We start from the raw sequence: 23,718 nt of genomic DNA on the forward strand, positions 1-23,718 counted from the left end.
TTTCCCACAGGACTGAACCCCGGGTTTGCACAAGCTTCTGTGAATAACTTTTTTTCAGGCATTTTCTGTACACAAGGCTGTAGATATGTCTGAAACAATATGAAAACTATGAAGAAAAGTTTCCACAGGGTGTTTATGACAAAGGTTTCCGGCCTTTTACTGAAGGCTCGTGCAGGTTAGAATCTCCGGTCACTTCAGGCACCGGTTGGCGTTGGTTTAACGGTGCCTTATCAGTCAGGTTTTCGGGAGCAGGCGGTCGTGCCGAACAGTATGTGGCATCAATGTCTTGAAGTACTCCGGGATGAGTTTCCCGCACAGCAGTTCAATACCTGGTTGAGGCCCCTTCAGTCTGATCACCGGGAAGGGCAGCTCATGCTGTTTGCCCCGAACCGGTTTGTGATGGACTGGGTCAACGAAAAATACCTTCGCCGTATAGAAGAAGTATTGAAGGATCTGAATGGTGGTCAGGCGCCACGAGTCATGATGAAAGTGGGCTCTGCGCCCAAGCCCACAGATCCGGTGGTTCGCTCCGAAGTGGCGCCGCCGGTCCGGGTCTCGGAAGAAACCGAGCAGACCGTTACGGAAGAAGAAAGAAGTGTTGCGGCTACTGTTGCGGATTCAGCACCAAGAGCGATGTCTGCGCCGGCACCCAAGGCCCAGGCCGAGCGCCGTCCGGTGCAGGTAGAAGGTGATATCAAACACCAGAGTTTTCTTAACGAAACCTTTACCTTCGATACCTTTGTCGAGGGTAAATCGAACCAGCTGGCCCGGGCTGCCTCCATGCAGGTGGCGGAAAACCCCGGTGGTGCCTACAACCCGCTGTTTCTTTATGGCGGCGTGGGCCTGGGTAAAACTCACCTGATGCATGCCATTGGCAATGAGATTGTGCGTCGCAACCCGCGCGCGAAGGTAGCCTATCTGCGTTCGGAACGGTTTGTGGCCGACATGGTCAAGGCACTGCAGCTGAATGCCATCAATGAGTTCAAACGCTATTACCGGTCGGTGGATGCGCTGCTGATTGACGATATCCAGTTTTTTGCCCGCAAGGAACGCTCTCAGGAGGAGTTTTTCCACACCTTTAATGCGCTGCTTGAAGGTGGCCAGCAGGTGATCGTGACCTGTGACCGTTTCCCGAAAGAAATCTCTGATATGGAGGAGCGGCTGAAATCCCGCTTTGGCTGGGGCCTGACGGTGATGGTCGAGCCTCCGGAACTGGAAACACGGGTGGCGATCCTGATGAAGAAGGCGGAACAGGCCAATGTGAAACTCAGCAGCGAGGCCGCGTTCTTTATTGCACAGAAAATCCGGTCAAACGTTCGTGAGCTTGAAGGGGCGCTGCGTCTGGTGATAGCGAATGCTCACTTCACTGGCTCAGAGATTACCCCGCCGTTTATCCGTGAGAGCCTCAAGGATCTCCTGGCCCTGCATGAAAAGCAGGTGAGCATCGATAATATCCAGCGAACGGTGGCTGAGTACTACAAGATCAAGGTGGCGGATCTGCTGTCCAAACGCCGCACTCGCACAGTCACCCGGCCGCGCCAGGTGGCTATGTCCCTGGCCAAGGAACTGACCAACCATAGCCTGCCGGAGATTGGCGACGCGTTCGGTGGGCGTGACCACACCACCGTTCTGCATGCCTGTAAAAAGATTGTTGAATTGCAGGAAACCGATCCAGGTATCCGTGAGGATTATCAGAATTTTATGAGATTGCTGACCACCTGATTGAAGGTGGCCCGTACGAACAACACATACATTCACTTCCGATAACTGAAGCCGAGTGCCATGAAACTGACCATCAGCCGTGAATCACTGATCACCCCGCTGCAAAGCATCGCGGGCGTTGTGGAAAAGAAACAGACCATGCCGGTGTTGTCCAACGTCCTGCTGGAAGCGGAAGACAATACGCTGACACTGACCGGTACCAATATGGAAGTGGAGCTGGTGGCTCGGGTAGCACCAGTCCATGTGGATCAGCCTGGTCGTATCACGGTTCCGGCGCGGAAGTTGGCGGATATCTGTCGGGCCCTGGGGGATGAGGCGCCTATCGATCTGGCACTGGAAGGCGATCGTCTGCATCTGCGCGCCGGAAATTCCCACTTCACCCTGTCGACGCTGCCGGCGGAGCACTTTCCCAATGTCGAAGATGAGCCGGAAAGCTTCCGTCTGGCATTGCCACAGAAAGAGCTCGGTCGCATGCTGGATGCCACTGCGTTCGCCATGGCCCAGCAGGATGTGCGTTATTACCTGAACGGGTTGTTGCTGGAAGTGGATGTGAATCATGCCCGGGTTGTGGCTACCGATGGTCATCGTCTGGCCATGGCCCAGTTCGATCTGGATACCGGGTGTCCAGAGTTGCGGCAGGTTATTGTGCCTCGTAAAGGTGTGCTGGAGCTGGCCCGGCTTCTGGATGATGAAGAATCGCCGGTTACGCTAGTCATCGGTGACAATCATCTGCGGGCGACGGTGGGCAGCTATACCTTTACCTCCAAGTTGATTGAAGGCAAGTTCCCGGATTACAACCGGGTGATCCCGCGGGGCGGCGACAAGACCGTACTGGCTGATCGTTCAACGCTGAAAAGTACCCTGCAGCGGGCGGGCATTCTGTCTCACGAGAACATCCGTGGTGTGCGTCTGAACCTTTCTCCCAACCAGTTGCAGGTGTTCGCCAATAACCCTGACCAAGAACAGGCCGAAGATGCCTTGCCGGTGGAGTATCAGGGCGAATCACTGCAGATCGGGTTTAATGTAGGCTATCTGGTAGATGTCATGAATGCACTGGATGATGACCAGGTGAAGATTACGTTGTCGAATCCCAACAGCAGTGCGCTGATTGAGGCTCAGAACGACAACCGTTGCCTGTATGTTGTCATGCCGATGCGACTGTAATCAGGTTTGGAGGGCTCTATGGGTGCTGTAACGAATGGAATCAAAGGCGCGTTCAGGATCGGTCAAACCCTGTCTGTGCTTGGCCGCACCGGGGTAAACTGGGTTCGGGGCGATCGGCCCCCTGCCCCGAAACTGTTGAGGCAGACCTTCGAAAGCCTGGGCGCAACCTACATCAAGCTGGGACAATTTATTGCCAGCTCGCCGACCTTTTTCCCCAAGGAGTATGTGGAGGAGTTCCAGTTCTGCCTCGACAAGACCCCGAGCCTTCCCTTCAGCGTAATCAAGAAGATCATCCGGGACGAGCTTGGTCGCCCTATTGATCAGGTGTATTCGGAAATTGATCCGGTTGCACTGGCTTCGGCATCCATTGCCCAGGTTCATGCTGCTCGCCTGGTAACGGGTGAAGAAGTGGTGATCAAGGTTCAGAAGCCGGGTGTGGAAAACATTCTGCTGACGGACCTCAACTTCCTTTACCTGTCTGCCCGAATGCTCGAGACGCTGGCCCCGAAACTGTCCTGGACCTCCATGTCTGGTATTGTTGATGAAATCCAGAAAACCATGATGGAAGAATGCGATTTCATCAAAGAGGCCAACAACCTGAAAGTGTTCCGGGAATTTCTGCAGAACACCCACAATGAAGACGCGACGGTGCCGCGGGTGTACGAGCATTGCAGTACTCGCCGGATTCTGACCATGGAGCGGTTCCATGGGGTCCCATTGACGGATCTGGAGAGTATTCGAGGCTTTTCCCGGGATCCGGAGCGGACATTGATAACCGCCATGAACACCTGGTTTGCCAGCCTGACCCAATGCGAGTTTTTTCACGCAGACGTTCATGCCGGTAACCTGATGGTGCTTGAGGATGGCCGGGTTGGTTTTATCGATTTCGGCATTGTCGGTCGTATCAGGCCGGATACCTGGCAGGCCGTGAGTGATTTCATTTCCGCGATTATGGTGGGCAATTTTGACGGTATGGCCGACGCCATGATCCGGATTGGCGTCACCCGGCATACCGTGCGGGTGGACGATCTGTCTGCTGATCTTCAGCGTCTGTATCGTCAGATGGATCGCATGGTGCCGGATGATGTGCCCTATGAAGTGGAACAGGCCGAGGACGACGTGAATAATATCCTTATGGACATGGTAAAGGTTGGCGAAAGTCACGGTTTGCATTTCCCCCGTGAATTCGCCTTGCTGCTCAAGCAGTTCTTGTATTTCGACCGCTATGTTCACATCCTGGCGCCAGAAATGGATGTGTTCATGGACGAACGGCTAACCATGCTTCATTAACCGGTCTACCGGGGTTTCTAGTACACTAGGGCGATATCGGAAACGGTATCGCCCTTTCTCGTTTTGGTCGTCCGAATTCTCAGCCTGAGCACTCAGTTACCCATGGCGCTAGTCAAACTCCAGACACAGCATTTCCGAAACCTGTTATCTGCGCCTGTAGAATTTTCACCGTCCTTCAATCTTCTTTATGGCGCCAATGGCAGTGGTAAAACCAGTGTGCTGGAGGCAATTGGCTATCTTGGCCTTGGCCGGTCGTTTCGGGTCAGCCGGCATCAGGCAGTCGTGGCTCATGGGCAATCGAAACTGACTGTCTTCGGGGCACTGGATTCAGGTCTGTTGGCGCAAGAGTCTTCAGAGAAGGTTGAGCACAGAATTGGTATTTCCCGGGATGTCAGCCTCAAGGAAACCCAGTTGCGGGTAGATGGTGAGGCGGTTCGCAGTCTTTCGTTTCTGGCGATGCATCTGCCGGTCTCGGTCATTGATCCCGGGGTATTCGACATTGTTGCTGGTGGCCCGGGTAAGCGTCGGCAGTTTCTGGATTGGTTAGTGTTCCACGTGGAACCTTCCTTTTCTTCCCTGTGGCAACAGGTTCAGAGAGTCACGTCACAGCGGAATCAAATGCTGAGAAATGGTAGACTGGACGAATCGTTGATGCGGGTCTGGGATTCCCAGTACGGCGCCTTGGCGGAGTCGTTGAGTGACATCCGGCAAACTGTTTTCCAACGCTTCAAGATCGCTTTTGAATCGGTGTTGGCGGAGCTGGATGCGCCCTGGGTGGAAGGTCTGAAGATGGACTTTTATCCGGGCTGGGATCGAAGCACAGCGTTGACCGAAGTATTGGTCAACCATCGCGAACAGGAACGTCGGATGGGCCACACCTTGTACGGCCCGAACCGGGCGGATATCCGTCTGAAGTTTGGTGGTCGTCCGGTGGCGGAAACGTTCTCGCGGGGGCAGCAAAAGACACTGGTGATCCTGATGAAGATTGCTCAGGGCAAGGTGTTGAGTGATCTTGGCAAACAGGTGACGTTTCTGTTGGACGATATCAACGCCGAGTTGGATGTTCGTCATCGCGTTATGCTGGCTCGCAACTTACAGGAACTGCGTTGTCAGGTGTTTATCACCTCCATTGAGCATCCGGAACCGGACACGTTGTGGCACGATGGGGATACACCTGAATACAGAATGTTCCACGTGGAACATGGACAATTGACGGAAGAATAGCTGAGCCGGGCGGGTTCGCGAATGATCGTGTCTGTCGCCAGGGCTGGGCTCACCTCCAGGAGTCTCTTTTAATGAGTGAATCGAACTACAATTCCTCCAGTATCAAAGTCCTCAAAGGACTCGACGCGGTGCGTAAACGGCCCGGTATGTACATCGGTGATACCGACGATGGCACCGGCCTGCATCACATGGTCTTTGAGTTGGTGGATAACTCCATCGATGAGGCTCTGGCTGGTTACTGTTCTGAAATCGGCATCATCATCCACCCGGACGAATCCATTACAGTAAAAGACAATGGTCGCGGTATCCCGGTCGATCTACATGAAGAGGAAGGTGTTTCGGCCGCCGAAGTCATCATGACTGTGTTGCATGCCGGCGGTAAGTTCGACGACAACTCCTACAAGGTCTCCGGCGGTCTGCACGGTGTGGGTGTGTCTGTGGTCAACGCCCTGTCTTCCTCGCTGACCCTCACCATCCGCCGGGATGGCAAGGTCTATGAGCAGAGCTACACCCACGGTGTACCTAATGCGCCCCTGGGCGAAGTCGGTGAAACCGATGCCTCCGGTACCAAGGTTCACTTTATTCCCTCTCCGGAAACCTTCACTCATATCCAGTTCCATTACGACATCCTGGCCAAGCGCCTGCGGGAACTCGCTTTCCTGAACAGTGGTGTGCGTATCCGCCTGACGGATGAGCGTTCAGGCAAGGAAGAGATCTTTGAGTATGAAGGTGGTCTTCGGGCCTTTGTAGAGCACCTGAATACCAACAAGACGGCCATCAACCGTGTCTTCCATTTCAACCGTGAACGGGAAGACGGCATTGCGGTGGAGGTGGCCATGCAGTGGAACGATGCCTTCCAGGAAAACATCTACTGCTTCACCAACAATATTCCCCAGCGTGATGGTGGTACTCATCTGGCCGGTTTCCGGGCAGCACTGACCCGCTCTCTGAACAACTACATTGATCATGAAGGCCTGGGCAAGAAAGCCAAGGTTGCGACCTCCGGTGATGATGCCCGGGAAGGTCTGACCGCTATCATCAGTGTGAAAGTGCCCGATCCCAAGTTCTCCTCCCAGACCAAGGACAAGCTGGTGTCCTCGGAAGTGAAGACGGCGGTGGAGCAGGAACTGTATCAGAGCTTTGCGGAGTACCTGCAGGAGCAACCCAACGAAGCCAAGCAGATCGTTAACAAGATGATCGAAGCGGCCCGTGCCAGGGAAGCAGCCCGTAAGGCACGGGATATGACCCGCCGCAAGGGTGCCCTGGATATCGCTGGCCTACCCGGCAAGCTGGCAGACTGCCAGGAAAAAGACCCTGCCCTCTCCGAACTGTTCATTGTGGAGGGTGATTCTGCGGGTGGTAGTGCCAAGCAGGGCCGTGATCGTAAGACCCAGGCCATCCTGCCCCTGAAAGGTAAGATCCTGAACGTCGAGAAAGCCCGCTTTGACAAGATGCTGTCCTCTGCCGAGGTCGGCACCCTGATCACCGCGCTGGGTTGTGGCATCGGCCGCGAAGAATTCAACCCGGACAAACTCCGTTATCACTCCATCATCATCATGACCGATGCCGATGTGGACGGTTCTCACATCCGTACTCTGCTGCTGACCTTCCTGTTCCGCCAGATGCGGGAAATCATCGAGCGCGGCCATGTATTCATCGCCATGCCGCCGCTGTACAAGGTCAAACGTGGCAAACAGGAGCAATACCTGAAGGACGAGAAGGCGAAAGAAGCCTATCTGACCCAGACGGCTCTGGAAGGCGCCCAGCTGTATGTAAACCCGGAAGCACCGGCCATCAAGGATTCCGCCCTGGAAACCATGGTGAAGGACTATCAGGCAGTGATGGCGATGATCGATCGCCTGTCCCGGGCCTATCCGGCCAAGGTACTGCAACAGATGGTCTACAACAGCACGCTCAAGCCGGAACACCTGAGGGACGAGACCGAAGTGGCCCGCTGGGTGGCGCGCCTGGGTGAAGGTCTTGATCTGGATACCCGAACCGGTACCAAGTACACCTTCTCTGTGACTCGCGATGAGGAACGGGGCCTGTACCTGCCTAAGGTCACCATCTTTGTGCATGGCATTCCCCATGAGCATGTGTTCAGTCATGACTTCTTTGAGTCTTCTTCGTACGGTGCCATTGCGCGCCTGGGCGAGACCCTGGAGGGGCTGATCGAGGATGGCGCCTACATCCAGCGTGGCGAGCGCAAGCAGTCTGTGCTGTCCTTTGAGGGCGCCCTGGAGTGGCTGATGAAGGAAGCCCAGCGTGGCCTGAACATCCAGCGATACAAGGGTCTGGGTGAAATGAACCCGGATCAGCTCTGGGAAACCACCATGGATCCGGAAACCCGCCGGATGATGAAGGTTACCATTGAGGATGCGATTGCTGCCGACCAGATCTTCACCACACTGATGGGGGATGATGTGGAGCCACGGCGGGACTTCATCCAGAGCAACGCGCTGGAAGTAACCAACCTGGATATCTGATCAGACAAACCTTGTTGGCAATAAAAAACGGTGGCTCCTTGTGGATGCCACCGTTTTTTTATGGGTGTCCGGGGAACCCGGAAACCGGTGTTGTAATAACCTATTTGGAGGAGCCGGACTCTGCCCTCTTCCGCTCCTTTTCTTTTTCCTTTTCAATCAGGTGTGGCGCCATCACCTCTTCCAGGGTATACCCCGTCAGGCGCCGGATGGTGCGCCAGAGATAATAGAAAATCAGCATCATCATCACCATGGAGGGGATGGCAATCATCGGATAGCTCACCAGGGTCATGCGGCCCAGTTCCTCATTGAAAGCCTGGGTGCCCGAAGGGCTCACCACAATCCATTTCGCCAGCACATAATTCATGATGGACGAGAACAGGAAGGTGCCGGCAAAGAAATAGCTGGCCTTAAGTAGGCGCCCTTCAAACTCCTCCACGCAGTTCTTTTCTTCCAGTGAGGCCTGAATCTTGTCCACGTCCAGCACATTCGGGTTATAAAGCAGAGTACGAACCAGGGGGTACCTGGTGCGCGTAGACACCAGTACCGCCAGACCAATGACGGCGGGCACGGCCGCTTCCTTGATGGCGAGCCAGCCCGCATCCAGTTCCAGCAAACCAATGCCGCCGGTGAGGCCGACACTGATCAGGCCCAGCAAGGCGATGAAGTTTTTCTTGTGGTAGCGCACCAGCTCGAACAGGCCCCAGCCCAGGGGAAACGCCAGGCCGATGATCAGCGCATTGACGCTGCCGAGGTGTTCGTCACCACTGAACTTCATCAGAATCACCGAGGGAATGATGATACTGACCAGCAGGTCGATCCAGGGTCTGGGTTGGTGGTCGGGAGTGGGAGAATTACTCTGGGACGTCATGGTTACCGCCTGATCGGTGAATCAACGGCAGAACCCGAGGGGGGAACTGCCGGAAAGAGCTTCCGGCAGTATACGACGAATAGGAAGTCAGACGTAACCGCCTGGTTCAGGCACCCACCTCCTTCAGGCATTCCTCAACAATATTCAGCCCCTCTTCCAGCACCTCGTCTTCGATGGTCACCGGCATCAGGAACCGCAGTGTGTTGCCGTGCATACCGCAACTTAGCAGGATCAGCCCTTTCTCTTTTGCCTTCTTGGTGATAGCACCGGCCAGTTCCGGCATGGGCTTGTGAGTATCCTTGCTTTCCACCAGTTCAAAGGCCGCCATGGGGCCTAGATTGCGGGCGTTGTCCACATGGGTGAACTGCTCCTGCCACTGGTCGAATCGGGCTCTCAGTTTCTCGCCCAGGCGCTGGCTCTTGCCAAGGATGTCTTCTTCCTTGATTACATCGAACACCGCCAGGGCGGCGGCGCAGGCGGTGGGACTGCCGGTGTAGGTGCCGCCCAGGGAATTCGGGCCGGAGGAGTCCATCACCTTGTCGGTGCCGACAATGGCAGAGATGGGCATGCCATCGGCCATGGATTTGGCCATGGTCATGATGTCCGGCTCAACACCACTGTGTTCGATGGCGAACAGCTTGCCGGTGCGGCCAAAGCCACTTTGCACTTCGTCCACGATCATCATGATGTCGTTGTCATCGCAGATCTTGCGGATGGCTTTCAGGAAACTTGTCGGGGCCGGGTAGAAACCGCCCTCACCCAGAACCGGCTCCAGTACGATGGCGGCGGTCTCATGGGCCGGGGAGTCGGCTTTCATGGTCATCGCCAGGCCACGCAGGGACTCTTCTTCGGAAATGCCATGGTAAGGCACCGGGTAAGGCGCGCGGTAGACCAGGCCGGGCATGGGCCCGAAGGAGGTCTGGTAAGGGGCGGCCTTGCCGTTCATGGCCATGGTGAAGAAAGTCCGGCCGTGGTAACCGCCGTCAAAACAGATAACGTTGTTTTTGCCGGTGGCCGCGCGGGCAATCTTGACCGCGTTTTCCAATGCCTCGGCGCCGGAGTTGGCCAGCATGACCTTGCCGTGGCCTTTTACCGGCACTACTTCGCTCAGCTTCTGGGCCAGCTTCACGTAGCCCTCGTAGGGCATTACGGTCTGGCAGGTGTGCATCAGTTTGTCGAGCTGCGCCTTGACGGCCTCAACCACCCTGGGATGTCGATGGCCGATGTTCAATACGCCGATACCGCCGGCGAAATCGATCATGCGTTTGCCATCTGCGTCCCAGACCTCTGCGTTCAGGGCGTGATCTGCAAATTGATCATTGGGGCTTGCTGCGCCCGCGGCGACGTATCGCTCTTTGAGTGCCTGCAATTCTTTGTTGCTCACTTTGCGTGTCTCCCTGTGTCAGGATTAGGAATTTCTAGTACCAGTGTAGGGAGTACGCACCCAACACACAAACCGACCAACGGGGCACTCAGTGTTCTGTCTGGCTCCCGGTGTCTCGGAATTGCAGGCTGGCCAGGCGCCGGTACAGCGCGTTATCGCGGATCAACTGGTCGTGACTGCCCACTGCCAGCAGTCGGCCCTCGTCAAATACCGCGATCCTGTCGGCATCCCGCACCGTTGCCAGCCGGTGAGCAATCACCAGGGTAGTCCGGCCCTCCGTGAGCGCCGGCATGGCCTGCTGAATCAGATGCTCGCTTTCCGCATCCAGGGCGCTGGTGGCTTCATCAAGCAGCAGAATCGGAGCGTCGGCCAACAGCGCACGGGCAATCGCCAGTCTTTGTTTCTGGCCACCGGAAAGGCCCTGGCCGGCATCGCCCAGGGGCGTGTCGTAACCCTGTGGCAGGGCCTGGATGAATTCGTGGGCGTGGGCAATACGGGCGGCCTGCTCGATCTCAGCCTGATTGGCCTCGGGCCGGGCGTAGCGCAGATTATCGGCGACAGTGCCATGAAACAGGGCCGGATTCTGCGTCACCAGGGCGAAACACCGTCGCAGGTCAGCCAGTGGAACCTTGGCGGTGTCTATGCCCTCCAACCGGATAGAACCGTCCTGTAGCGGATAGAAACCCAGTAGCAGATCAAACAACGTGGATTTACCGGCACCGGACGGTCCGACCAGGGCAAGGGTTTCACCCGGCTGGATTTCCAGAGAGACCCTGGCAAGCGCTGGCCGTTCCGTGCGCCCGCTGTAGCTGAAGCTCAGGTTATCCAGAGTAATTGCACCGGTCACTGTGCCCGGAAGCCGGTCCGTTCCTGTCTCGGGACGCCGCTCCGGCTCGGTTTGCAGCAGCTCAAACAGGCGAGCTGCGGAACCGGCGGCGCGCTGCAATTCGCCAATCACCTCACTGATGGCTCCAGCCGCCACGCCAACCAGAAGGCTATAGAACACAAAGGCTGCCAGCTCCCCCGGTGAGATCCGGCCATGAATCACGTCCAGCCCGCCAATCCAGATGACAATACCGACGGCGCCCATTACCAGGGAAATCGCCAGTGTGGTCAGCCAGGCGCGCTGGCGAATCCGTTGCCGGGCAATATCGAAGGCCTTTTCAGAGACCTCGGCGAAGTAGCGGCGATCGTGAGGCTGATGATTGAAGGCCTGTACGGTTTTGATCTGGCTGAGATTCTCCCCGACATAACTGCCAACATCCGCCACCCGGTCCTGACTCAGTCGGGACAGCGCCCGCACCCGGCGGCCGTAAAACAGGATCGGCGCAATCACCAGCGGAAACCCCAGCAGGATGATGCTGGCCAGCTTGGCGTTGGTGACAAACAGAAGAATCAGCCCGCCGATAAGCATCAGCGTGTTGCGCAGGGCGATGGAGACGGTGGAGCCAATCACCGATTGCAGTACGGTGGTGTCAGCCGTAAACCGGGACTGAATCTCCAGGGCCCGGTTCTGTTCAAAGAAGCTGGGCGTGAGATCGATCAGGTGATTGAATACCCGTTTGCGAATATCCGCCACCACCCGCTCGCCAATCCAGGACACCAGGTAGAATCGGGCAAACGAACCAAAGGCCAGGCCGAGTACCAGCACGAAAAACAGGCCTATGGCTTTGGCGAGGTTTTCCGGAGACTGCGTGGCCAGGCCCTGATCGACCAGAATGCGCAGGCCCTGGCCCAGACCAAGAGTGATGCCGGCAGTAATAACCAGTGCCACCAGTGCCCCTACAACCGCGCGTCGATAGGGACTGATAAACTCGATGACAAGTCTTAGAGCTTTACGATGGTTGGGGCTGATGGTCACTCTCCTGATCGATCAAAGTTTAATTAAGCCGTTTGGTTTACGATTTGTTCTCCATTGAAGACGTATCATAGCCTTTAACTTTGGAGTCTGAGCACCTGGGTCCGGTAGGGCTTTCCGGGACACGCTGTAAATACGTCCCTGTACGCTCGACAAAAGCCATCCTTGGCTTTTGACGGTCCCGGAAAGCCCTACCGGACCCAGGCGCTCCCTAACCATGGAGATAGCTTTTTGAGAGCTTACGCCGACAACGACTACCCCGCCGATCATAAGCCCGACTGGTCGATTATTTCCGGGCTGTGGCCGTATCTTCTGGAATTCAGGGGGCGGGTCGCGTTGGCTATGGAGATGCTGGTTTTGGCAAAGCTGGCCACCGTCGCCACCCCGGTGGCACTGAAATACATTGTCGACTACCTGGACCAGAACCGAGGAGCCGACATGCTGCTGTGGATTCCGGTTGTCCTGGTAGTGGCCTACGGCAGCCTGCGTTTTGGTGCCACCCTGTTCAGCGAATTGCGGGATGCCGTGTTTGCGCGGGTCGCGGAGCGGGCTATGCGGCGGGTCTCTCTGCGGGTGTTTGAACACCTGCACCAGAGGGAACTGGGATTTCATCTGGACCGTAAAACCGGTGGCCTGGCCCGGGATATTGAACGCGGCACCAACGGCATCAGCTTTCTGCTGCGCTTCACCCTGTTCAACATTGTGCCTACCATCCTGGAAATCCTGCTGGTGGCGGGCATCCTGCTGGTGGTGTTCAACGTCGGGTATGTCGTCGCCATTCTGGTGGCGGTGGTTGTGTATGTGGTGTTCTCTATCAGGATCACCGAGTGGCGAACCAGGTTCGTGCGGGAAGCCAATGCCCGGGACAACCAGTCCAACTCGCGGGCCATCGACAGCCTGCTCAACTACGAAACCGTCAAATACTTCAACAACGAACGTTATGAAGCCGAGCTTTACGATCAGGACCTGGATGAGTGGGAAAAGGCTCGGTTGAAGAACCGCCTGTCGCTGGCCACCCTGAACGCTGGCCAGGCATTGATCATCGGCGTGGCGCTGATCGTCATTATGGCCATGGCGGTGGGCGAAGTGGCCAGCGGCGAAATCACCCTGGGTGATTTCACCATGATCAACGCCTACCTGATCCAGCTGTTCATTCCTCTGAATGCCCTGGGCTTTGTCTACCGGGAAATTCGCCAGGCCCTGGTGAATGTGGAGCGTCTGTTCAAACTGCTGGGTGACCAACCGGCAATCCAGGACGCGCCGGATGCCAGGCCCCTGGTTGTGGATAACGGAGAGGTACGCTTCGAACATATCCACTTTGCCTACCGCCCGGACCGGTTGATCCTGCAAGACGTTAGCTTCACTATTCCTGCCGGCCATACCGTGGCGGTGGTGGGCGCCAGCGGTGCCGGCAAGTCTACCCTAGCCCGGCTGCTGTTCCGCTTCTACGAGGTCGATAACGGCGCTATCCGGATTGATGGCCAGGATATTCGATCGGTCACCCAAGACAGTCTGCGTTCTGCCATCGGGGTGGTACCGCAGGACACCGTACTGTTCAACGATACCCTTTACCGTAACCTGGCGTATGGCCGCCCCGAAGCGACCGAGGAAGAAGTCTACCGGGCCGCGCGCATGGCCCACCTGGAAGATTTTATCCACAGCCTTCCAGAAGGCTACGAAACGAAAGTCGGCGAGCGCGGCCTCAAGTTGTCTGGCGGCGAAAAACAGCGGGTGGCCATTGCCCGGGTTATCCTGAAAAACCCGCCAATACTGATTCTGGACGAGGCAACCTCCTCCCTGGACTCCTTGTCCGAACAGGCCATCCTCGGTGCCCTGAAAGAGGTCAGCCACCAGCGTACTACCCTGGTGATTGCCCACAGGTTATCCACAGTTCGCGATGCCAATAGCATTCTGGTGATGGACGGGGGCCGGATTGTCGAAAGTGGCAGCCATCACGAGTTGCTGGCCCGCGATGGTCATTACGCCCGTCTTTGGGAACAGCAACATCGGAGTGAGGATAACTGATGCCCGGGGCTATTGCTCCCCGAGCCGAAGCGCCAGTCCTGAAGCCCGCACCACCTGTTGGCTTACGCTGTCTTTGAACACCTGCGCATCGCCGGTAATCAGGCTGAACCAGTTCTTGGCCCGGGTGATGCCGGTATAGACCAGTTCCTTGGTGAGTACCGGGCTGAGTCTATCGGGTAGCACCAGGCAGGTGTGGTTGAACTCCGAGCCCTGGGACTTATGCACCGTCATGGCGTATACCGTTTCCAGCTGTTGCAAACGGCTGGGGGAAATCCAGCGAATGCCGCTGGTGCTGTCACCGCTCGGGAAGGCTACCCGAAGGGTCGCTTTTGGCTCGCCGGTTTCGGTCTTATCCCAGGGTACACTGAAGGTGAGGCCGATATCCCCGTTCATCAGGCCGAGGTTGTAGTCGTTGCCGGTGACCAGCACCGGCCGGCCGGCGTACCAGCCGTCGGTTTTGTCGATCAGTTTTTCAGCCAGCAGCTTCTGGGCGATACGCTGGTTCAAGCCCTCCACGCCCCAAGGGCCTTTGCGTAACGCACACAGCACCTGGAAATCGTTGAAGGCTTCCAGCACCTCAGCGGCGTGGGCATCCCAGGCTTCCCGGGGACTGTCGGCGGTCAAATCACAGCTGTGGATAACTTCCAGATAATGGCGATAGCCCACCGGTGTTGGCAGCGCCTCGCCATTCACCACCCGGCCCTGGCCGGCGTTGCGGAAAGCCTCCGGTGAGCCGGTGATGGCGTGGTAGCAGATCAGCTCAAGTGTTTGATCCGGATCGGGTTTTGGTGTTTGGCCGTTCAGCCAGATTACATCATCAAACCCGGCGTCCCGGATCTGACCCAGTACCTGGCTGGTGAGCTCGCTGGTGTTTACGGCTTCTGCCAGTTGACGGATACCACTGTCCTGTCCGAAGCGGTAGCTCTTGCGCAACATCGCCACCGCCTGGTCGAGTGGCTGGCCGGAGTTATCCACAAGGCTATCCGGCACCTGCGCGCCGGTGATGGCAGCCAGCCAACGGGCAGTATCCGGCGTGTAGTGGGCGTCCAGGGCCCGTTGGCAAAGTTCCCCCAGCACCGCACCGGCGTCCACTGAGGCCAGCTGGTCCTTGTCGCCCAGCAGGATCAGCTGAGCGCTGGCGGGCAGGGCATCGAATACCGAGGCCATCAGGTCGACATCCACCATGGAGGCCTCATCGATGACCAGGATATCCACCAGCAACGGATTGTCTCGGTGATGTCGGAACTGGCGGGTGTCTGGCCGGCTACCGAGTAGCCGGTGCAGGGTGGTGACCTTGGTGGGAATGTCCTCCAGTTGCACGGAGCCGGGCAGGTCGGCCAGTGGCAGCTTGCTGACCGCACCGCCAATGGATTCGTTCAGCCGGGCGGCGGCCTTGCCGGTGGGTGCGGCCAGGCGGATACGGTACTTGCGCCCTGCCCGCTCCGGGCTTTCCCCGGCCACGGCCTGCAGGGCTGCCAGAAGATTCACCACGGTGGTGGTCTTGCCGGTACCCGGGCCACCGGTGATCACGGCAAAGCGGTTACGGGCGGCCAGGGCGCAGGCCAGTTTCTGATAATCCACCGGCTCTGTGGACCGGAACAGTTTGCTGAGCGCTGTGGATAAGGTTTGCGAGGCCGCCGATTGCGGGTCGGCCAGCGGCGATAGCAAGGCCAGTCGTTGCTGAATGCCTTCGGCAATGCGTTGTTCGTAACGCCAGAACCGGCGCAGGTACAGTCGGGTGCCGTTCAGTACCAGCGGTGCCGGCACGGAGCCATCGCTCACGGCCAGAGAACCCTGCAGGGCTGCGAGGCAATCGGTTAGCTGTACCCGTGACAGCAGTTCCTGTGGATAGCGCCCTTGCAGGTTGGCCACCTCGCTCTCAGACAGGCCGGTATTGGCCGGTTCTTCCGGCGGCAGCGCCAGGGTCTGGCCGGCATCGTCGAGTAGCGTGGCCAGATCGATGCATACGTGCCCCCGGCCCACCTGGTGCGAGGTCAGTGCCGCCAAAAGCAGCACCAGTGGTTGCGGGCGTTCGCCCTGCTCTTCGCTGAGTTCCCTGATCAGCCGGGCAAAGCCGGTATCCAGCGGGCGAATCCAGCCGGCCTGTTGCCATTGCCCTAACAGCGCCTCGGTGTCGTCAGAATGGGCCAGCAGCTGGGAGTTATCCACAGCCTCCGGTGATTCTGTGGCCGCCCGGTTCACTGGCGTGTCGTCACCCAGGTCCAGGGCAAACTGGTTTTCGGTATGGCGGGTACGGCTCATGCAGCCACCTCCCCGGACACCGGCTCGCCATCGAACAGGGCGTCCAGTTGTTCGATCAGCACCCTGGGGGGCTTGTCGGTAAAGGCGCCGCCGCTGGCGGAGTTCACCCCTCGCAGGAATAGGTACACCGCGCCGCCAATGTGCTGGTCGTAGTCGTATCCCGGTAAACGGGCCTTCAGCAACCGGTGCAGGGCCAGCAGGTAGAGGATGTATTGCAGGTCGTAGCGTTTGTCCAGAATCGCCTGGCCCATGGCCTGGTCGGTGTAGGCGTCGTCGTCCTCGCCCAGAGCATTGGATTTGTAGTCCAGCACGTAATACTGCCCCTTGTGTTCAAACACCAGGTCGATAAAGCCCTTGAGCATGCCATTGAAGCGGTTGGCCTCGGCCCGGGGCCGGTCCGCGCCGTTCAGGGTGTAACGGGTGACCAGTTTGTCCAGTTTATGGATGCTGACGTTACGGCTTTCAAACCAGAACTCCAGCTCCGGGCGCAGATTGGCCAACTGTGCCAGGCTGGCGGTTTCCCGGCCGTCGCGATCCAGCCGCAGCGGTTTGCGGATCAGCGCCAGCAGCCAGTGTTGCAGGGGTTCCACCCAGTCGCCCCAGCCCCGGGTGCCGCAGCGGCGGGCCAGCTGTTCGTGTAACAGCTCAGGATTATCCACAACCCGCTGGAAGCCCTGGGCCGTGCACCACTCCAGCAATTCGTGCAGGAAGGTGCCGGGGCCGGCGCCCTTGGGGAAATGGTGGTGGTTGCGTATGGCGGGCACGGCGGGTGCCTCTTCCACATGCTCCTGGGCGCTTTCTTCCAGCAGGTTCTGGGTCTGGGCGTCTTCCACCTCGCCGGTGAAGGTAATACCGGTGCCGGTCATGCCGGTGTATTCGATGGTGGAGTAGCTGGCGATCCACCAGTCTTCCTTCGCTTCCCGCGTGGAGATCAGCGCCGGGCCCAGGGCGTCCGGGGCCATTTCGGTGAATATTGTGTTTCCGGCTTCCGGCAGCGGGGAAATCCGGATTTCCGGGCGGCCCTGGGCCAGTGAGGCCAGAGCCTGGCTAATGGACTGCTCCGGTGTTCCGGCAATCGCATAGCCCAGGCCGCTCTGATACCAGTTATCCACAGCCGCCGCGCCCACCCAGGTGGCAAACCGGGCCCGCGTCAGGGCCACATAGAGTTTACGGATGTCTTCGCCCAGGCGTTCCTGGTCGGCCCTTTCAATGTCTTCCGGAGTCGGATCGAACACGGTCACCAGCTTGCCGGTGTCGTCGTGGTAGCGAACATACGCCTGCTTCGGGTTCTCTGCCCGGAAGGCGGTGCCGAAGGGCAGGAATACCAGCGGGTATTCCAGGCCCTTGGATTTGTGCACGGTGATTACCTTTACCAGACCGGCGTCGCTTTCCAGGCGCAGGGTGCGGTGTTCGTCTTCTTCGTCTGCCGCCCGCAGGATCTGGGTGAAGTGGTGCACCAGGGCATGTTCGCCGTCCAGTTGCAGGCTGTCCTGCTGCAGCAGTTCGGCGATGTGCAGGATGTCAGTTAGTCTTCGCTCACCGTCAGAACGCTGAAGCAGGCGGCCAGGAACCTCGAAGTCCATCAGAAAGCTCCGCAGCATGGGCAATACGCCCTGGCTCTGCCACTGTTGCTGGTAGCGCTGGAAGCGCTCGATTTCCCGTTCCAGTATCAGCTCGTCGGTGAGCAGCCGATCCAGTGCCTGCCAGCTCTGGCCCAGGGTCGGTGTGGCCAGCGCAGCCCGGATGAAGGCCAACTGCCGGGGTTCGGCAAAGGCGCGCAGCCAGCACAGTACCTCGTTCGCCTCCCGTGAGGTCAATACTGAATCCCGGTCCGACAGGTAGACACTCTTGATGCGCCGCCGGCCGAGGGCGTCCCGCACCGCAGCGGCCTCGTTGCGGTTATTCACCAGTACGGCAATGTCTCTGGGTTCAACGGGTTCGAGGTCATTCGGGCTGTCTGGCAAGGCAAAGCCGGCCTGCCTTCCCTGCCCCAGGGTCAACAATCGGGCGATTTCACTGGCACAGGTTTCGGCCATTTTAGCCGTGGCGGCGCCCTTGGCGAGGCCTTTTGGGTTGCCCTCTTTGTCGGTTTCACCGGATTCGTGGGCCCAGAACACCAGGCTGGGCTGGACTTCACCCTGCACCGACCACAGCCGCCTGGTGCCATTGGCATCGACGCCCTGGAACGGCAGCGGCGTGCTGTCGCCCTTACCGAACAGGAAGGCGCCCCTGGCGCTGAACTGGTCGCTGTGCTCAAACACCCGGTTGACGGCGCTCACCATGGTTTCGGCGGACCGGAAGTTCTTGCCCAGGGTGTAAGTGCGTGCCTGCACGCCCAGGCGGGCCTGCAGGTAGGTGTGGATATCGGCGCCCCGGAAACCGTAGATGGCCTGTTTCGGATCGCCGATCATCAGCAGGCAGGTGTCCGGTTGGTTGGCTTCGACGTTATAGATCCGGTTAAAGATGCGGTACTGCACCGGGTCGGTGTCCTGAAACTCGTCAATCAGCGCCACCGGAAACTGGCGGCGGATGGTGGCGGCCAGTTGGTCCCCGCGGGGGCCATGCAGCGCGTCATCCAGGCGGGTGAGCAGGTCATCAAAGCCCATTTCCGAGCGCTGCTGCTTTTCCGCTTCCAGCCGCCCGGCAATCCAGTGGCTGGCGTGGCGCAGGATGTCGGACTTGGCACTGGGTGGGTTCTGGCCGAATGCCAGCAAGGCGTCGATGGCGTCAAACGCCGGGTGATGGGGTGCCTGGTCGTCGCCTTTCAGGATGTTGTCCAGACCCTCGGGGGTCTGGTTCTTGTAACCGGCAGCGCTGTCCAGCTTCTCCGGCAACAGCTCGTCGGATTCGGCCCAGGCGACCAGAAATTCCCACACCTTGAGCATGGCGTTCTTGCTGCCGCCGTGCAGGCGCTTGCCTTTGTTCAGATCGTTCAGCAGGTCAGTGACTTCCTGTTGCCACTGGGCCCAGGGGTGGGCTTTCAGTTCACCGGCCCGCGCGAGCCGTTCGCTGACCACCTGGTCAATGGCTTCGTGTACGCTCTGGGGCGGTGTACCCAGAGCATCCGGGTCGTCGATCAGGTTACGTACCGCCTTGCGCAGGTCGGTGGGGGTTTTCCAGTGGCTCAGGGCTTCGTCCATAAGGGCCGGTGGTAAGGGGTAAACGAAGGTGCGCCAGTAATCCCTTGCCACCTCGTCCAGCAGTTCGCTCTGGTCCGTTTCCAGGGTGAGCTTGAACAGGCTGCCGCTGTCGAAGGCGTGTTCGCTGAGCATGCGGTTGCAGAAACCGTGAATGGTGGATACCGCCGCTTCGTCCATCCATTCGGCGGCCAGCAGCAGTTTCTTGCGGCAGTCGGGCCACCTGGCCGGGTCCGGGTAACTGTCATCCCGCAGCTTGTGGATAAGTGCGGTTTCCGGGATGGGTTCGAGGTGGTCAGCGGCGTCGGAAAACACCTCGGCGGCCTGGGTCAGCCGGGTGCGGATGCGGTCCCGCAGCTCCTTGGTGGCGGCGTCGGTAAAGGTGACCACCAGCAGGTTAGGCGGCAACAGGTTCTGCAGCGGGCTGTCTTCTGCCTGGCCATGGCCCAGCACCAGGCGCACATACAGGATGGCGATGGTGAAGGTTTTGCCGGTGCCTGCGCTGGCCTCGATCAGCGCGCTGCCGTTCAGGGGCAGGGCCAGTGGGTCCAGACTCGGGTTTCGGTTGGTTCTCTGTTCCGTCATTCCATGCTCCCGATTTGCTCCGCCGCCGACTTGCCCTGTTCGGCTTCCCACAGAGGCACATAAAGCTGATGCAGCAGGGCTTCAAACTCGCCGCTCGCCATCAGTGCCTCGGGACTTTCGAAGGCACCCAGCAGGTAGCCGGTGTCCCGGTCCAGGGCGGTGGAATAGGCCTGTTCTGCTTCACTGATGGCCCGTTCGTGGTCGCCGATAAATTTCTTGCCGCCATAGAAACTGGTGATCCAGGCAAAGCCGGCTTCGCAGTGAATGGGCAGGGTCCGGGTGGTGGCTTCCATCCAGCGGCCCAGAATGGCTTCGAAGTGCTTTTGTGCCTGCTCCGGGGCCATGACCGGGAAGTGGAATTTACGGCCTTCTTCCTTGCCCAGGATCACGGTTTCAAAGGGCTGGCCACTGAGTTGCCCGGCCAGGTGAATCAACCAGTCCCGCAGGAGGTTGGCGTAGCGGACTTTTTTCGAGTAACCGGAGCCGGTCAGCAGACCGGCGTTGGCGATCACCAGTCGGCACAGTTGTCCTGAAGGGTTGCAGCGCAGATTGTCGATTAAATCGACCACCTCCACGGCGCCTGTGCTATCCGAGTACCGACACTCGAACGGTAAGGGCTCGGCCACTGCTTCCGGCCACTCGGTCAGCGCGCCGCGATAGCGTTGAAACAGGTCTGGCAGGCGGCCGGCCAGCTCGGTGCGCAGGCGATGTTCGGTCACCCCCATACCCAAGTCGCCCCGCCGGGCCATACGGTCCAGAGTGGCTTCCAGGCGTTCGTGCAACTCCTCTTCACTGGCGGCTTTGACGACACCCTCCTGGATCAGCTCGTTGTCCAGGCGCCAGCGGTCCAGGCCGTTCAGGTCGAAGTTTTCGTTATCGGTGTCGTCTTCTTCCACCGCTTCAAAGCGCACCTGTAGCCGGCGCTGGTAGAAGGTGTCGATGGGCTTTTTCAGGAAATTCGCCAGCTCCGTCAGGCTGATGGGCTCTTCGGGCGTCTGGTACGGCAGCGCTTCCCGGCTCTGCTCCGGGTTATCCACGGCATGAGCGCTGCGCCATTCCCGTTCATAGGTGAACAGTCCCCGGGCCTGCAGCACATCGGCCAGGGGTTTGGGTTGGGTCTCTTCACCGTCGCCCACGCCGTTGGTTCTGGGGAAATAGTCCCGGCTGAAAGGCTGCAGCGGATGCTGGGTGGTCAGAGCCTTGGTAACAGAACCATCCGGTTGCCCCGCTACTGTCCACAGACTGTTCAGGTGGTCCTGTAACTGGCCGATGAGCACCGAGGGTGGCCGTTCAGAGTCGTCCCTGATACTGCGCCCCACCCAACTGATGTACAGCTGTTCCCGGGCGGACAACAAGGCTTCCAGAAACAGGTAGCGGTCGTCTTCCCGGCGGGAGCGGTCCCCCGGCCGGTAATCCTGGGCCATCAGGTCGAAATCCACCGGCGGCCGGGAGCGAGGGTAGTCGCCGTCGTTCATGCCCAGCAGGCATACCTTGCGGAACGGAATGGCCCGCATCGGCATCAGGGTGGCGAAGTTGACCTTGCCGGCGAGGAAACGCTGGTTCAGGCCGCCCTCATCCAGGCCCTGCAGCAGCACATCCTTGACGATATTCAAGGGCAGCGGTTGCTGTTCCAGTCCGGCGGCCAGGGCATCGTCCAGCCACTGCTCCAACTGACGGCGGAAGCGGTTCAGCAACAGCAGGTCCTGGCCTTCCACCTTGTGGAAAAACTGCTCCAGCATGGCGGAGAACAGGGCTTCCCATTCCCCCGGCGTGCGGGTGGCCTGCAGTGCCTGCCACAGGGCTTCCAGCTGGTGCACGAATTCGCCCAGGCGACCGGCCAGGCTGGCTTGCAGGCCGCCGATTTCACCATAGGGCTCTACCCCGCCCCAGGGCTGGTCATCGCCCATGCCATAACCCAGCAACATGGCGCGCAGCCCGGCTTGCCAGGTGTTGCGTTCCAGCTCTGCCGGCAGGTCCAGGCTTTCCCGGTGCTTGCCATGCAGGCCCCAGCGAATATTGGCGCCTTCCACCCAGCGCCGGGCCAGAGGGATGTCGTCTTCGCTGATGTCAAAGCGGTCGCGGATGCCGGCTACTTCCAGCAAGCTGATGATTTCGCTCACACCGAAGCGGCTTCGGGGCAATGACATCAGGGTTTCCAGGGCAATCAGCACGGGTTCGTGGTGGCGCTGTCCCTGGTCGGAAATGGTGAACGGAATGTGGCGCTTGCGGCCCGGCGAGTAGCGACCGAACACCGCCTGAATATGAGGCGCGTACACGTTGATGTCAGGCACCATCACAATTACATCCCGGGGCCGCAGCGTCGGATCGGCATTGAACGCAGCCAGCAGCTGGTCGTGCAGAATCTCCACTTCCCGCTGGGGGCCGTGGGCGTCGTGGAACACCACGGAATGGTCGCGGGTCAGATCCACCGTGCGCTGCTGCTGGCGGATTTCCTGCAGCGGCGTCAGGTTGTGGATATCGTTCTGCAACTGGTGCAGCAGGCAGGGGGTATCCACATCGCCATGGTCGGTGAAGATGTCGATCTTCTGGCCCGGCGTCTGGAAACTGGCGCGGTAGTCGTCCGGGTTGTCGAACTCATCCAGCAGGCGAATGTAGTCCCGGCCCTGTTTTCCCCAGGCCGCCAGCAACGGGTTGGCGTGCTGGTGCAACTGGTCCGGGTCGTCAATTTGCGACAACACCGGGTGTGCTGCGCCCCGCTTGCGTTCGGCTTTTAACAGTTCCCGGTCGCTGATGATGTCGGCCCAGTAGAACTGGCAGGGGTTGTGAACACACAGTACCACCTGGCTGAACCGGCTCAGGACATACAGGGCTTCCAGCGCCTGCCGGGGTAAAGACGAGACCCCGAACACCACGATGCGTCTGGGCAGGCGGGCTGGGTTAGCCGGTTCGCTGATGCGCTGGCCCTGTTCCATAAAGCGGGTGTGAATCTGCGAGCGGCTGGTGTGGGCCTCGCTGCCTGTATCTGCTACCAGCTTGCGCCAGAGCAGCGGCTGCCAGCAGGCTTCCGCATCCAGGGCTTTCTCCTCGCCCCGAGCGGTGATTACCACATCCTTGCCCTGCTCCCAGGCCGCCAGCCAGTCGGCCCGGAACACCTGGTACTGGTCGAACAGGTCGGCCACTTTCTCGGCCAGCTGAAAGTTGCGCAGGTCGGTATCGCGGCCGTCCAGGAATCGGGCCAGTGGCGTAAACGCCTCATCCTGCCCCACCAGCTCCGGCAGCAATCGGTACAGCCGCCAGACCAGGCGGCGCTTGTCGAAGGGGGACTGCTCCGGTACTTCGCCGTCGGGCAACACCGCCCGATAGGCCTGCCAGATGAACCGGGCAGGAAACAGGAAATCCATGCCGGCGGCAATGCCCAGGCCGCCTTCCACGCCATCCTCGGTGCGCTTCTCCGCCAGCGCCAGCTTCAGCCACTGGGCAATGCCGTTACTCTGCACCAGAAAGGTCTCGCTCTGCAGCGGCGGCATGGGGTTCTGCCGGCAGATATAGACCACGGCACGGCGCAGGTCTTCCAGGTGGTTGGCGTGGATGGCGTGAAAGCCGGGTTCAATGGCGGCCATGGGTGTCCTTAGCTGCGGAATTCGCTGGAATGGATGGCAAACAGCTTACCTTAAGCGCTCCCGGATTCGCAGAGGGTGCGCCAGGTTGCAGAACAAAGGATACCTGTGACTTGCGACAAAGAAGGTCGCGTT

Annotated in this window: 12 protein-coding genes; 6 read left to right on the forward strand and 6 right to left on the reverse strand. The window is 59.1% G+C overall.

Annotated features, from left to right (window positions below):
• Positions 1-258 precede the first annotated feature (258 nt).
• The 5 genes from dnaA (at position 259) to gyrB (ending at position 7,886) form a co-directional block, all read left to right on the forward strand.
• Positions 259-1,722 (forward strand): chromosomal replication initiator protein DnaA, encoded by a 1,464-nt coding sequence (dnaA, locus tag MARHY_RS00005; protein WP_011783582.1) that lies wholly within the window; start codon positions 259-261, stop codon positions 1,720-1,722.
• Positions 1,723-1,782: 60 nt separating this feature from the next.
• On the forward strand, positions 1,783-2,886 hold the full coding sequence (gene dnaN, locus MARHY_RS00010) for a DNA polymerase III subunit beta (protein ID WP_014419997.1): 1,104 nt from the start codon (positions 1,783-1,785) through the stop codon (positions 2,884-2,886).
• A gap of 18 nt (positions 2,887-2,904) precedes the next feature.
• Positions 2,905-4,176, forward strand: a complete 1,272-nt coding sequence (locus MARHY_RS00015; protein WP_023007665.1) for an ABC1 kinase family protein — start codon at positions 2,905-2,907, stop codon at positions 4,174-4,176.
• Positions 4,177-4,278: 102 nt separating this feature from the next.
• Positions 4,279-5,400 carry a DNA replication/repair protein RecF gene (gene recF / locus MARHY_RS00020; protein ID WP_014419999.1) on the forward strand — a complete coding sequence of 374 codons (1,122 nt, stop codon included), beginning with the start codon at positions 4,279-4,281 and terminating at the stop codon, positions 5,398-5,400.
• 71 nt (positions 5,401-5,471) lie between these two features.
• A complete protein-coding gene (gene gyrB / locus MARHY_RS00025; RefSeq protein WP_014420000.1) occupies positions 5,472-7,886 on the forward strand; it encodes a DNA topoisomerase (ATP-hydrolyzing) subunit B in 2,415 nt (804 codons plus the stop codon).
• Positions 7,887-7,986: 100 nt separating this feature from the next.
• Here the strand turns inward: gyrB and MARHY_RS00030 are convergent, their stop codons facing one another.
• The 3 genes from MARHY_RS00030 to MARHY_RS00040 form a co-directional block, all read right to left on the reverse strand.
• Positions 7,987-8,754 (reverse strand): VC0807 family protein, encoded by a 768-nt coding sequence (locus MARHY_RS00030; RefSeq protein WP_011783587.1) that lies wholly within the window; start codon positions 8,752-8,754, stop codon positions 7,987-7,989.
• A gap of 106 nt (positions 8,755-8,860) precedes the next feature.
• Positions 8,861-10,138 carry a 4-aminobutyrate--2-oxoglutarate transaminase gene (gene gabT, locus MARHY_RS00035; RefSeq protein WP_014420001.1) on the reverse strand — a complete coding sequence of 426 codons (1,278 nt, stop codon included), beginning with the start codon at positions 10,136-10,138 and terminating at the stop codon, positions 8,861-8,863.
• A gap of 88 nt (positions 10,139-10,226) precedes the next feature.
• A complete protein-coding gene (locus MARHY_RS00040; RefSeq protein ID WP_014420002.1) occupies positions 10,227-11,999 on the reverse strand; it encodes an ABC transporter transmembrane domain-containing protein in 1,773 nt (590 codons plus the stop codon).
• 228 nt (positions 12,000-12,227) lie between these two features.
• Between MARHY_RS00040 and MARHY_RS00045 the strand changes: the two genes are divergently transcribed.
• On the forward strand, positions 12,228-14,021 hold the full coding sequence (locus tag MARHY_RS00045; protein ID WP_041654398.1) for an ABCB family ABC transporter ATP-binding protein/permease: 1,794 nt from the start codon (positions 12,228-12,230) through the stop codon (positions 14,019-14,021).
• A gap of 9 nt (positions 14,022-14,030) precedes the next feature.
• Here the strand turns inward: MARHY_RS00045 and recD are convergent, their stop codons facing one another.
• Genes recD through recC form a run of 3 tightly spaced genes read right to left on the reverse strand, consistent with a single transcriptional unit; the run spans position 14,031 to position 23,586 of the window.
• Complete coding sequence (recD, locus tag MARHY_RS00050) at positions 14,031-16,283, reverse strand: exodeoxyribonuclease V subunit alpha (protein ID WP_014420004.1); 2,253 nt, start codon at positions 16,281-16,283, stop codon at positions 14,031-14,033.
• Positions 16,280-20,005 carry an exodeoxyribonuclease V subunit beta gene (gene recB / locus MARHY_RS00055; RefSeq protein WP_041654399.1) on the reverse strand — a complete coding sequence of 1,242 codons (3,726 nt, stop codon included), beginning with the start codon at positions 20,003-20,005 and terminating at the stop codon, positions 16,280-16,282. Before recB ends, recD begins: the two co-directional genes overlap by 4 nt.
• A complete protein-coding gene (recC, locus tag MARHY_RS00060) occupies positions 20,002-23,586 on the reverse strand; it encodes an exodeoxyribonuclease V subunit gamma (RefSeq protein WP_014420006.1) in 3,585 nt (1,194 codons plus the stop codon). Before recC ends, recB begins: the two co-directional genes overlap by 4 nt.
• Positions 23,587-23,718: the final 132 nt, after the last annotated feature.

Source organism: Marinobacter nauticus ATCC 49840 (assembly GCF_000284615.1).
Classification (GTDB): Bacteria; Pseudomonadota; Gammaproteobacteria; order Pseudomonadales; family Oleiphilaceae; genus Marinobacter; species Marinobacter nauticus.

Coding starts and splice junctions, on each gene's coding strand:
- dnaN (WP_014419997.1), top strand. CDS start 1,783: ATGAAACTGACCATCAGCCGTGAATCACTGATCACCCCGCTGCAAAGC.
- MARHY_RS00015 (WP_023007665.1), top strand. CDS start 2,905: ATGGGTGCTGTAACGAATGGAATCAAAGGCGCGTTCAGGATCGGTCAA.
- recF (WP_014419999.1), top strand. CDS start 4,279: ATGGCGCTAGTCAAACTCCAGACACAGCATTTCCGAAACCTGTTATCT.
- gyrB (WP_014420000.1), top strand. CDS start 5,472: ATGAGTGAATCGAACTACAATTCCTCCAGTATCAAAGTCCTCAAAGGA.
- MARHY_RS00030 (WP_011783587.1), bottom strand. CDS start 8,754: ATGACGTCCCAGAGTAATTCTCCCACTCCCGACCACCAACCCAGACCC.
- recD (WP_014420004.1), bottom strand. CDS start 16,283: ATGAGCCGTACCCGCCATACCGAAAACCAGTTTGCCCTGGACCTGGGT.
- recB (WP_041654399.1), bottom strand. CDS start 20,005: ATGACGGAACAGAGAACCAACCGAAACCCGAGTCTGGACCCACTGGCC.
- recC (WP_014420006.1), bottom strand. CDS start 23,586: ATGGCCGCCATTGAACCCGGCTTTCACGCCATCCACGCCAACCACCTG.